This is a genomic window from Bifidobacterium mizhiense (assembly GCF_020884755.1).
GTDB lineage: Bacteria > Actinomycetota > Actinomycetes > Actinomycetales > Bifidobacteriaceae > Bombiscardovia > Bombiscardovia mizhiensis.
Window position 1 is genome coordinate 612,791 of record NZ_BPWE01000001.1, and the last position, 13,237, is coordinate 626,027.

Sequence of the window (13,237 nt, forward strand, 5' to 3'; positions counted from 1 at the left end):
TTTGGGTGGCCCAGCAATAATCCCAAGTAAAATCTGGGTCACCCATCTACTTTTTATACCTTTTTGTGAAAAGGCTCCAATCGCAGCCTGGCAATAGCACACCGCCGGTTGAGCAACATGCAGGCAATATTCGGACAAAATCCCTTATGCGCAGCCATTACAACAGCTCCAATGACCAATAAGTCCTGACGACCAGATAGCTCGCATACCTGCAAGGGAGCCCTTGTACATAAGGCTTGAAGACAAGGGACAGCCGCACCCAATGGCAAGACAATAAGGGAGGCGAGCCGTCTGGCCCACCTCCCCGATCATCGCAATGACTGTTCCCTCACCGGACTCCCGCCTATTGCTTCAGACGGAAGTCCAGCTGGTTCACGCCGCTCTCACCCCCGGTCGTAGTAGCCGTCGGCACCCAGGCGGGCCTGGGGATCCAGCAGCATGGCCTTCTCAATCTCGTGGCCCACATACCCGTGGCCGTCCTCATGGAAGCGGCGGTTGTCGATGGGCTCATAGAGCGGGGCCCGACCCATGCGGCCCTCCTCCAGATGGCGCTGACCAGCGGCCAGACGGTCGTTGGCTCGGCGACGCCACTCGTCCAGAGCCTCCTGGCCGGAGGTCTGGAGCACGGCTGCCTCGAAGGCTCCAGGGCTGACGATGACCCCGATGCCGGAGACATGGCCGAAGCCCAGGGAGGTGACCAGCCCAGCCTTGATCCTGCCCACCTTCAGAGGCTGCTCCAGCCAGACCAGATGGTCGTCACGCTTCAGGACCGGATCCACGCAGTCCAGGGAGGCATTGGCCGGGATGACCCCGGACCGGAAGAGCTGGGTGAGCCCGTTGATCTGGAAGATGCAGGCACCGCCCTTGGCATGGCCGGTCAGGCTCTTCTGGGAGATGACGTAGAGCGGGTTGCCGTCCGTCCGCCCGATAGCGTGGGCCAGGGTGTTGTGCAACTCGGACTCGTTGGGGTCGTTGGCGTTGGTGGAGGTGTCATGCTTGGAGACCACGGCGATGTCGTCGGGGCTCACGCCCAGCTTGGCCAGCGAGCGCACCAGATCCGAGTCCTTGCCGCCCATGCCGGCAGCCAGAGCCCCCAGCCCGGGTGCGGGGATGGAGGTGTGGGCACCATCCGCGAAGGAGTGGATGTACCCGACCACACCAGCCACAGGCAGACCCATACGCAGGGCGATGTCACCGCGGGTCAGCAGGATGGTCCCGCCGCCCTGGGACTCCAGGAAGCCCCCGCGCCGACGATCGTTGGCCCGAGAGAAGAACCTCGGCTGGATGCCCTTGGCGTACATCTCGGCGGAGTCGGCGGTGGCGTTCATGTTGCCGAAGCCGATGACCGACTCCACACCGATGTCGTCGATGGCGCCCGTGACTACGAAGTCCGCCTTGCCCAGGGCGATCTTGTCAGCGCCCTCCTCAAGGGAGACCGCAGCCGTGGCGCAGGCCGAGACTGGCTGGACCATGTTGCCGTAGCCGCCGATGTAGGACTGCATGACGTGCGCGGCCACCACGTTTGGCAGAGCCTCCTGGAGGATGTCCGTGGGAATCTCCTTGCCCAGGAAGCGGTCCAGGTAGAGCTTGCGCATGGAGGCCATGCCGCCGAAGCCGGTCCCCTGGGTGGAGGCCACCTTGGAGGGATGCACGGCCTGGAGGATCTCGACCGGGGTGAATCCGGCCGACAGGTAGGCATCCACGGTGGTCACGATGTTCCAGAGGGCGATCTGATCCACATCCCCGACCATGGAGGCGGGAATGCCCCACTTGACCGGGTCGAAGCCCTTGGGGAACTGGCCGCCCACGGTCCTGGACATGGTGGCCCGGCGCGGCACGCGGATGCGGGAACCGGGAAGGCGGGTGACGGTCCACTCGCCGGACTCCTCGTCGCGGGCGATGCTGGTGTGGTCAGGATCCTGGGCCACGTACTCCTCAGCCATGTCCTTGGTGGGCACCGAGAAGGCCACGTCGTGATCCAGGAAGACGTCCACCTCCTCCTCGTTGGTGCCCTGGCGGTAGTCAGAACCCATGCCGTCGTCGAAGGGACGGATGCCGGAGCGGGCCACTACCTGGTCGTGGTAGCGCTCGGCGATGTCCTGCTCAGGCACCAGCTCGCCGTCCGTGTCGTACCAGCCCGGCTTGGGGCTGTCCTGCCACTCGACCAGACCCATGTTCCAGGCCAGCTCGAGGACTGCGGCGGCGCTCAGGTCAACCTGGCCATCCGAGTGGATGCCCATCTCGGCCTCGAAGCGGGTGCGGCCGGAGCCCCAGGGACCCATCTCACCGATGGAGACGATGACGATCTGATCCTCGGGCCGAGCAGTCACGCCCTGCCAATCCTTCAGGTCCACCGGGGCCTGAGCGGGCACCCGGGGTGTGGGCAGGGCCTTGATGACCCGGTCTGGATCCTTGTCGGCATCTGCGGGTGCATCCCCGGGCTTTCCGGCTGGAGCCGGTGTCAACGGATCCTCATCCTGGGCAGCCTCAGCCTTCAGGGCCTTGAGGTCCAGCGGACTGGAGCCCAGACCACCGGTCAGGTCGGCCTTAAGCGGGGCCTGGAGAGCCTGCTGGCGGGCCTGCACAGTGCAGAGCTCCAGCAGGGAATCAGCCATCTGCTCAGTGGAGTAGGTGCGGATGCCGTGGCGCTCCACCACCTGGACCAGCGGGTCATTGCCGCCCATGAGCCCGGTGCCACGGACCCAGCCGATCAGCGGGTGGGCGAAGGTGACCCGGCCGGACCAGTCCTGCTCGGGGCGGGACCGGTTGACGATGGCGTCCAGGGCGGCCTTGACCTCCCCATAGGCCCCGTCGCCGCCGAACATGCCGCGGTTGGGTGAGCCAGGCAGGACCACATGTAGACGGTGGTCAACGTCGGTATCCGCCCCGATGCCGGCGAACCCGGCGATCTGGCGTTCCAGACTCCAGAGCATGAGCCGGGCCTGGGACTCGAAGAGCCGGCCCGAGTCGGCCATGGTCCCGTGCATGGCGGGGGCTGCGAAGGGCAGCAGCAGGGTGGGCTCGTAGGCGGGCTTGAGCACGGTGGTCGTGGCCCCCGTGGTCTTGCGCTGCTCATTGCCGACCCAGTCGACCAGGGCATCCACATCCCGGTAGCTGGACAGGTTGGCGGGCACGATCCAGAGACGGGCGCCACCCACGGCATGGCGACGGTAGAGGTCGCGGGCCCAGATCACGGTCTGCGGCTTCAGAGAATGGCAGACGGCGATGACTGTCGCCCCGCCCTCCAGGAGGCCTGCAGTCAGAGATCCTGCGATGGACTTGGGGGCCACGCCGGTGACTACGGCCACATCCTTGGCGAATCGTGCAGCGGTCTGGTTCGAGTCGGCAGGAGTCATGGCCTGGTCAGCTATGCCGGTGAAGACCCGGGCCAGATCCTGCTCGCCACGGTTGCGCGCCTGTTCGGCGTACCAGACGGCCTGATCATGCACCTCGCGTCCGGCTCCTACGAAGCTCAGGCGACTGCGGTCATCATCGTGCTCGTGGTAGATGTGAGCCAGATCCTCACGGGCGCTGGCCCAGCGATCGTCGAAGAGGACGGCGCGCGAGGCCTCGAACCGTGGCGCCACCTGCTCGGGCCAGTCGCTGCCCAGCTCGGCATCGACGGCGGCCACGACGGCAGCGTCCTCATTCTCGCCAGGCTGGACGGTCGGAGGCTTAAGCCCCAGCTTGTCCAGGAGGAATCGTGCAGTAGAGGCCAGCACACCCTCAGAGCCGGTCACCTGAGCCGCGAAGGCATCCAGGGCAGCAGAGTCGACCACGGCACCGCCGACAGCACCCCCTGCAGAGGGCATGGAGACCGTGACGCCGTGACGCTGGGCCACCTGCTGAACGGCCTGATCGATCAGCGCATTGGCCGCAGGCACAGTGGAGACGGATTCAGTGGGCAGGAGCGCCAGGTCGCCGCCACGCGAGGAAGCACCCTCACGAGTATCCAGGACCAGGCTGGCCACGGTGGCCGAGACCCAGCCAGCACCCAGCTGCCAGACATCGGAGACCCGCTGCTCGACCTGCTGCAGCTTGAGACCGGAGGGGCCAAAGAGGTCGCGGATGCGCTCACGAACGATGTCGGAGAGCACCGGGCCGAAGGGCCGATAATTGGGGGCCACCTTGTTGACCAGGGCGCTCAGGTCGGTCATACTGGCCTCGGCGGCGCCGTCCACACTGGCCACGCCCAGCTCGGAACTGATGTCCATCAGCAGCTGGTTACGTCTGGAGGAGACGCCGTTGGTCAGGGTGTCGGTGGTGTCGGTCTGCCCGATCTGCTCGGGACGGATCTTGGTGGAGTAGGCCAGCAGGACGGCGATGGCGTCCGAGGCCTTGAAGGGCAGGTCGGCTACATCAGCACCCGATGGACCGCCGGTCGCCGGGGCCGGAGCAGGAACCGAATCCTCGGATGCTGCAGGGGCCGGAGCCGGAGCTGGAGTCGATGCACGTGCGGGCGCAGCAGCCTGAGCAGGTTCAGGGCTGGAGACCTGAACCGGAGCTGCGGGCTCATCCTGAACCGGGGCCATGGGATCAGTGTCGGTCAGATAGACCCGGCTCTCGTCCCTGCCCAGGTTGTAGACGCTCACGTGACGCTCGCGGAAGTCGGGCAGCTTCAGGGTCTTGGTGCCCAGGTTGGCCAGGGTGGGCGAATGGCCCAGCCCTACCTCGATCAGCTGCTCGACGCCCAGGCCGCCCTGCTCGGGGGCATCGAACATGATTGCCTGGGTCTCGATCCAGCGCACAGGAGAGGCGAACTGCCAGGAGAGCAGCTCGGTCAGCAGCAGACGGCCCAGCTTCTGGTCGTCGGCCGCATACTGATCCCAGACCTGGGGATCGTCCAGAGCCTGCTTGATGCGTTCGGAAGGAACCACCTCCAGGATGGAGGCCGCGAACTCCTTGGTCATCTGGAAGGGCCGTGCAACCAGGTTGGGTATGTAGCGACCCTCCAGGCGGGAGTAGTCGATGTGCTCGGGCAGCAGGGCGTCCAGGGTATCGCGGAACTCGGGCACCCCCTTGCGCAGCAGAGTGGAGTGGAAGGGCACGTCGATGCCGGGCACGTACATGAAGGCCGGCTTGCCGCCCGCCTCCTTGGCCCGGCGGTTGGCGTCGGCACGCAGATACTCCAGGCCGGCGATGGTTCCGGCTATGGCGTACTGCTGGCCGGCAAGGTTGTAGTTGACGATCTCCAGGAATTCGCCGCACTCCTTGGATACGGACTCCACATACTGCTTGACCCCGGAGTCGCCCACGCCGAACTGGTTGGGACGCAAGGCGCCCATCCGGTAGTTGCTGCGCCCCTGCTCGTCGCGTTCGATCAGGGAGTGCATGGTGGACCCGCGGTGGAAGACCAGCTCCAGAACCGTCTCCAGGGACATGACCCCGGCGAAGGAGCTCAGGGCGTTGTACTCGCCCAGGGAGTGGCCGGCGAAGTAGGCGGGCCAGATGTCCATGCCGGACTCACGCAGGCGGGCGGTCTGAGCGAAAGCCACGGTGGCAAGGGCCACCTGGGTGAACTGGGTCAGGTTGAGCAGACCCTCCGGATGGTGGTAGGTGACCCCCTTGGCCGTCAGGGTGTGCGGGTTATCGCGTACCACGGCCAGGATGGAGAACCCCAGCTTGCTGCGGGTCAGGGCATCGGCCCGTTCCCAGGTCTCACGGGCGGCCGGAGACTTGGCCCGCTCGTCCAGGACCATGCCCTGCTGCTGAATCCCCTGGCCGGGGTAGACGTAGGCGGTCCGTGGTGCGCGGGCAATCGCCGTGCCACGGGAGACCAGCTGGCCGTCGATCCTGCAGGTGACCTCCAGGACCAGGCCGCCATGGCGGACCTTGCCCACACGCTCCAGGCTGATCTCCACCTTGTCGCCCAGCTGAACCATGCCATACATGTTGTAGGTCCATCCGGCAATCTCATAGTGGACGCCCTGTTCATCGGTGGCCTGGGCCGCGTACTGGGCGGTGGCCGACAGCCACATGCCATGCACCAGCGGCGCAGACAGGCCGGAGACCGCAGCACCCCGCTTGGAGGTGTGGATGGGGTTGAAGTCCCCGGAGGTGCGTGCGAAGGCGGTCATGTCCTTGGGGGCGGTCACAGTGACGCGGCGCAGCAGCCTGCGGGGTGTGTCCACCGTGTCAGCGCGGATGCCGCCGTACTCGGGAGCCTCCTGGGGCAGCTGGTCGCTGTAGGCACGGCCACGGATGGCGAAGCGCTCGACCTCGCGGGCCAGCACAGTCCCGTCCTGGGCGGCGTGGACCACATGGATGGTCACCACCCGGCCGGAGGAGGACTCCTGGTAGGGCTCGGCCCAGCTGGTCAGTTCAATCCGCTGGCCGGTATGCTCCAGCAGGCGCTTCTCGCTGACCTCCAGCTCGATCAGATGGTCAAGATGGACCGCGTTGAGCAGGCCCTCGATGATGGGGAAGCCATCCACATAGACGGATCCCAGGGCTGCATAGATGGCCGGCCAAGCCGGACCCACCAGCGCGTCGGGGGCGAAACCGGAGGGGATCAAGGCATCGGGCAGGGCACCTCCGGTGGCCGCCTCATGGTCGAAGCCCAGGTTGGATGCTAGGGTGTAGCCGGTGTGGGCCAGACCGAAGGGGTGGTCAGGGTCGTCGCCGTCCTTCTTGATGACAGGCATGGCCTCCAGCTTGTCGCCGGTGATGGTGGTGTTGCCGATGCCGGCTGTGTCGGCCAGCATGGCGTAGACGTCCTTGGGCAGGCGGCTGCGGTCGACCACCGGGAAGAGGCCGACCTGGTCGCTCTTGATGGTCAGCGGCACGACGATGTCGCGCACCGCATGCCGGTCCAGGCCGCCGTCGGGGTCGTCATCCCAGTAGGTGTCCAGGTGGATGTCCAGGTCGTAGTGCTCGCCCTGGTCGTCCTGGCCGGTGGCGGTGATGGTGTAGTTGGGGTCGTCCATGGCCGTCCCATAGGCCGGATTGGCCATCAGATGGCCCACCCAGGAGATGTTTGGGCTGCGGCGGATGAACTCCTGCGCGTCAGCGGCGCCTGCCAGCTGGCTGTAGGCCTTGGCGGGACTGCTGTCCAGGTCGCTCACCCGGTCTATGGCCGCTTGCTCGAACCGTCCCAGAATGGAGGCCACCGGCTCGTCCACCGTGGTGATGCCCGCCACGGAGATGGGTCCGGGGATGGCCCTGACCGAGTCGGCGCCGTAGCGGGGGTCCTCGGACTGCCAGAGCTGGTCCTGACCCCACCAACGCAGCAGATCGTTGTCGATGACCGGCACGAAGGGCATGGGCTTGGGGTACTCGCGCACCAGAACGGGGAACCAGGCCACGTCGGTAGGCACCACCTTGAGCTCGGCCGCCTGTGGATAGGCCTCATGCAGTCGACGAAGCGCCTGCTCGGGCTCGGCCACATCCTGCCTGGAGGCGAAGATGGAGTCGAACTCGCCGCTCTGACGCTCGCAGACACGGGCCTCGATGCGCCGCAGCAGATGCAGGAAGCGGTCGATGTAGGTGTCGTCGGCCCAGGGGTAGGCCAGGTCGGCGAAGCGCTGGGCCCAGTCCTGGTAGGTCATGGTCTCCAGATCGCCGAAGTAGGGCTTGGCGGTCTTGTTCAGGGCCTCGATGATCTCCCCGCGACGGGTCTCCAGCTCCTCGGGGTGCTTCATGACCCGGACCAGCAGACGGCCGCACTCGGCGGAGGAGTTCTCCATCTCGTAGATGTCGGCATGCAGATGGCTCAGACCGGAACCCACGCCTCCCACGGACTTGCCGCTGGGCACCCACTTCTCACCCATGGGGGCGAAGGGGTCCGGATCGGGGGTGGAACTGTCGATGCCGGGAGTGGCTACCAGAGCCCGCTTGATCTCGGGATTGGTGTGGGCCTCCTTGGCGGTCATGGCCGCTGTGCCGATCATGACACCATCCACGGGCATGTCCGGCAGGTGGTAGGCGCGGGACCACTGGCCGCTGATGTAGTCGGCCGCCCGCTCAGGTGTGCCGATGCCGCCGCCGGCCACCAGAACGATGTTGGGGCAGGCACGGACCTCGGCGTAGGTGGTCGAGAGCAGATCGTCCAGGGACTCCCAGGAGTGGTGACCGCCGGCGGCTCCGCCTTCGACCTCCATAAGAATATGGGTGGGGGCGACCTTGCGGGCGATGGCCACGACCTGGCGGATCTGATCCACCGTGCCGGGCTTGAAGGCCACGTAGGGGAAGCCCTCTTCGTTGAGCTGATGGATCAGGGTCACGGCCTCGTCCAGTTCAGGGATGCCGGCAGAGATGACCACCCCGTCGATGGGGGTGCCGGAGGCGCGCTTCTTGGGCACGATATGCTGGCTGCCGAACTGGAGGTTCCACAGGTAGCGATCCATGAACATGGCATTGAACTCGACCGTGCGGCCCTCCTGCAGCTGGTCCTCCAGCTGAGACACATGGCGGTCGAAGACCTCAGCGGTCACCTGGCCGCCGCCGGCCAGCTCGGCCCAGTAGCCGGCGTTGGCGGCTGCGGCCACGATCTCGGGCTCCACGGTGGTCGGGGTCATGCCGGCCAACATGACCGGGGGCTTGCCGGTCAACCTGCTGAAGGCGGTCTCCACACGGGGACCTGCCGGGGTCTCAAGCAGACGGGGGGCCAGCTTGGACCAGTCCTGGGTCCGGGCCGGATCCTCCTCCATGGTGGAAAGCTGCGCGCGCCGGGCCTGGTTCGAGGCCTCGACCACGCCCACGCCGGTGCCCTGGACCAGGTTGTCCACCAGCTTGCCCAGGGTCTCGCCCGGGCCCAGATCCACCAGCCAGAGGAAGGCGGCATCCTGCTGGTCCATGACCTCGGCGATCCGGCCGGCCCAGTCGGCATGGTTGAGCAGAACCTCTTCAGCCAGAACCCGGGCACGCTCGGTGTCCAGACCGCAGCGTGAAGCCCAGTCCACGCTCAGATCCACGGCCTCCTTCATGAGCGGCGAGTGGAAGGGCAGGGTCACATCCAGGTACTCCAGAACCGGCGAGAAGGCGGTTCCGCCACGGACCTTATCCTCGCGCAGTTGGCGCTGATGCTCGCTCTCCTTGCTCGCCTCGATGGCGAAGGCAGCCAGATCCTCCGGATAGCCGGACAGGACCAGGTTGCGATCCGAGTTGGTCACGGCCACGCTGATGGGGCCGCGAGCGCCAGGCACCCGGTCGACCAGGACCTCCACCTGATGGCGGGTGGCGCCGCGCACCGAAAGCATGGGCGTGGCTTCACCCTGGCGGTGAATGCCCAGACGACGAGCCTGACGGGTACCGGCCGCGCCGATCAGCATGGCGGTGGCCAGGATCTGGTCGATGGCACCTTGGGCGGCCTTGAGGGATCCGGCAGCTTGGATCTCCTGGACCATGTGTACGCCGATGATGCCCTGGGAGTGTCCCAGCAGGGCCACCGGACGGGCCTGGGCTGCGTCGTAGCCCAGCTGGTCCATGTCCATGAGAGCGCCCAGCTGTACCAGGGCGATGCCGGGCACGCTCACTGCCGCGTCGGCGGCCGGCCCCAGCCTGACCGGGTCAGGCTTGTAGCCAAACAGGTCCAGCTGACGGCCGTTGGTGGCCAGCAGGTCGGGCTTGACCGCCCTGAGCAGGTCGGTGGCCGCAGCCATCCGCTCCCTCAGAGCCTTGTCGATGTCGGGATCACCCTGCAGATCGGCCAGAGCCACGGTCCAGGGGTTGGACTGGCCGGCGAACATGAGCGCGTGCGGTTGCTCAGCGAGACGGTTGATGAAGAATGTACTGGTCATGATGTCCTATTCATAGAGAGTTGGGAATTGCTGATAATGACGAGGGGAAGCTCATAGAGGCTGATTGCCGTGGTGCTTGTCGTTGACCCTGACACGTTGCTTGTCCGCCAGGAGGTCCATGGCCTGGATCAGGACCGGTCTGGTCTGCTCCGGGTCGATCATGCCGTCCAGCTCCCCCATCTCCAGGGAGAGATTGGCGTTGACGGTAGTGGTTTCGTACTCCTGGGCCAGCTTGTTTCGCAGCTCATCCACGTCCCGGCCGGCCTCCTTGGCCTCCTGCAGGTCGCGCCGGTGGATGATGTTGACTGCGCCCTGGGCTCCCAGCACGGCGATCTGCGAGGATGGCCAGGCGTAGTTGAGATCCGCGCCGATGGCCTTGGAGCCCATGACGATGTAGGAGCCGCCGAAGGCCTTGCGCAGCACAATGGTGACCATGGGCACCTGGGCGTTGGCGTAGGCGTAGATGACCTTGGCCCCCCGGCGGATGATGCCGGCGTGCTCCTGGTCCGAGCCCGGCTTGTAGCCAGGGGTGTCAACCAGGGTGATGACCGGCAGGTTGAAGGCGTCGCAGAGGCGGACGAAGCGGGCCAGCTTCTCGGAGGATTCCACATCCAGGCTGCCTGCATCCACCATGGGCTGGTTGGCCACGATTCCCACCGGCCGGCCCTCCAGGCAGGCAAAGCCCACCACGATGGACCGGGCGTAGAGTTCCTGGACCTGAACCAGTTCGCCGTAGTCGACGATGGCGTGGATGACATCCAGCACGTCGTAGGGCTGCCGGTCGTTCTCGGGGATGACCGTGGCCAGTCGTTTGGCGGCCTGGCGCTCGGCATGGCCGGAGATGAAGGCATAGCGGGGAGGCTCTTGGTCACTGTTGGCGGGCAAGTAGGCCAGGACGGTCCTGGCGTAGTCGATGGCGTCGGCCTCATCCTCGCCCAGGTAGTGGGCCACGCCGGAACGGGTGTTGTGCACGTAGCCACCGCCCAGCTGGTCCATACTGATGGTCTCGCCGGTGGCCGCCTTGACCACGTCGGGACCGGTGACGAACATGTCCGAGTTCTCCTTGGTCATGATGATCAGGTCGGTCAGGGCCGGGCAGTAGACGGCACCGCCGGCGCAGGGTCCCAGGATCAGGGAGATCTGGGGGACGAAGCCGCTGGCCTGGCAGGTCTTGCGGAAGATTCGGCCGTACTGGGTCAGGGCGGCCACACCCTCCTGGATGCGGGCGCCTCCCGAGTCGATCATGGCCACGATGGGGACCTTGATCCGCAGGGCCATGTCCATGAGCCGGCAGATCTTCTCGCCCTCGGCCCGGCCCAGTGTGCCGCCCCGAACGGAGAAGTCCTGGGCGTAGACGCCGACCTTGCGCCCGTAGACCAGGCCGAAGCCGGTGATGACCGCAGAGCCCGCCCGGTCCCCGGCGATGTCGCCGCCGGCGAAGCGGCCCACCTCCTCGAAGGTGTCCTTGTCAAAGAGCAGGTCCAGGCGCTCACGGGCGGTCTGCTTGCCCTTGGCATGTTGACGGTCACGGGCGTGCTCCTCGGCCTGCTTGGCCAGGGCGGCGGCCCGGTGGATGCCCTGGCGCACCGGCTGGGCGCCCAAGGTGGATTCGGTGACGCTCATGCCTGCTCCTCCCCGCCCAGATCCAGGGTGACCAGGGTCTGGCCCGGATCCACCCCCTGGGCCACGGACACATCGATGGTCTTCACGCGACCCTTGGCCGGGGCATAGACGTAGTTCTCCATCTTCATGGACTCCAGCACCACCAGCAGGTCGCCCTTGTCCACTTCCTGGTCGGGGGCCACGTTGATGCGGGTGACCACCGCCTGCATGGTGGCCACGATGACGCCGGACCTGGCCGCATCCTGCCGGGGTGCGCCGGGCTCCTGATCGCGCAGCCCGCGACCGCGCAGGGGCTGCCGGGGCCTGGCAATGCCGCCGTGGCCGCCCATGCCGCCCATGCCGCCAAGCAGCGACTGGGGCAGGGCCAGCCTGACCCGCTTGTCGTCGATCTCCACGTTGTAGGTCTCCATGGGATCACTGTCCCGATCCTGTTCCTGGGCGGAGGCTCCGGAGACCGAGGCGGGCTGGCCGCTGCCGTTGGAGGCAGGCTCCACATTCAGGTAGACCCGTTCCAGCCACTTGGTGGACACGTCGAAGGAGTGGCCATCCTCGGCGGTGAACTCGGGGTTGGTGAAGATCTTCTGGAAGAGGCCGGCCGGGGTGGGGACCCCGCTGATGCTCATCTCGCGCAGGGCCCGACGGACCCTGGCCACGGCTGCCGGGCGGTCCTGGGCGGTCACGATCAGCTTGCCCATCATGGAGTCGTCCCTTGGCGAGACCGTGTCGCCCACCTCGACGCCCGAATCCACGCGGATGCCGGGGCCGGAGGGCCACTGAATCGACTCGATGGTTCCTGAGCTGGGGGTCAGGTTGGTGGCCGGGTCCTCGCTGGTGATGCGCAGCTCGAAGCTGTGACCGCGGGGCGGGGGCGCAACGTTCAGAGAGCCGCCGTCAGCGATTCGGAGCTGCTCACGGACCAGGTCCAGCCCACAGACCTGCTCGCTGACCGTATGCTCCACCTGCAGCCGGGGATTGACTTCCATGAAGTAGACGTCGTCCCTGGGGGTGACCAGAAACTCGCAGGTGCCCAGGCCCACGTAACCCACCGTGTCGAACAGGCGGCGGGAGAATCCTTCCAGCTGGGCGATCACGTCGTCGGACAGGAAGGGCGCAGGAGCCTCCTCCACCAGCTTCTGATTGCGGCGCTGGACCGAGCAGTCCCTGGTGGAATAGACGGTGAACTGGCCATGGCTGTCCCTGCCGGACTGGGTCTCCACGTGCCGGGCCCGGTCCACGAACTTCTCGATGAAGTAGTCGCCCAGGTCGCCGCCCTGAAGCGCATCATGGTTCATGTAGAAGGTGCGTAGCTCGTCGCTGTCGTTGATCAGTGTGATCCCCCGGCCGCCGCCGCCGTCAGCCTTCTTCATCATGACCGGGTAGCCGTGCTCGTCGGCGAAGTCCAGCAGGGGGCGCATGTCGGTAACGGGTTCGCTCAGGCCTGGCACCACGGGCACCCTGGCCCGCTCGGCCACCTTGCAGGCGGTGATCTTGTCGCCCAGCTCGTCCAGGACTTCCGGGTCCGGACCCACCCAGGTGATGCCCGCCTCAATCACCTTTCGCGCAAAGGAGGAGAACTCGGACAGGAAGCCGTATCCCGGGTGGAGGGCGTCAGCGCCGGCCCGGCGGGCGATGGAGACGATCAGGTCCTCATTCAGATAGGTCTCCATATTGGTGTCCCCAGGCAAGAGGTAGGCCTCATCCGCCATCTGGGCATAGGGGGCGTCCCGATCCTGGTCGGCGTAGACGGCCACGGTGGCGATACCCATCTCCTGGGCAGTGCGCACAACCCGCAGGGCTATCTCGCCGCGGTTGGCGATCAGCAGTTTTTTCATTCCCCTCTCCTCACTGGTTGCTCAAGGATGATTGGACTGACGGAA

General features: G+C 66.4%; 3 protein-coding genes. All 3 read right to left on the bottom strand.

The features are described 5' to 3' along the window. Positions 1-383: 383 nt before the first annotated feature. The 3 genes from LPC22_RS02675 to LPC22_RS02685 are packed head-to-tail and all read right to left on the bottom strand — an operon-like array spanning position 384 to position 13,192. Positions 384-9,737 carry a type I polyketide synthase gene (locus LPC22_RS02675; RefSeq protein WP_229131902.1) on the bottom strand — a complete coding sequence of 3,118 codons (9,354 nt, stop codon included), beginning with the start codon at positions 9,735-9,737 and terminating at the stop codon, positions 384-386. 51 nt (positions 9,738-9,788) lie between these two features. Next, complete coding sequence (locus LPC22_RS02680) at positions 9,789-11,360, bottom strand: acyl-CoA carboxylase subunit beta (protein ID WP_229131903.1); 1,572 nt, start codon at positions 11,358-11,360, stop codon at positions 9,789-9,791. After that, on the bottom strand, positions 11,357-13,192 hold the full coding sequence (locus LPC22_RS02685; protein WP_024626845.1) for an acetyl/propionyl/methylcrotonyl-CoA carboxylase subunit alpha: 1,836 nt from the start codon (positions 13,190-13,192) through the stop codon (positions 11,357-11,359). Before LPC22_RS02685 ends, LPC22_RS02680 begins: the two co-directional genes overlap by 4 nt. Positions 13,193-13,237 lie beyond the last annotated feature (45 nt).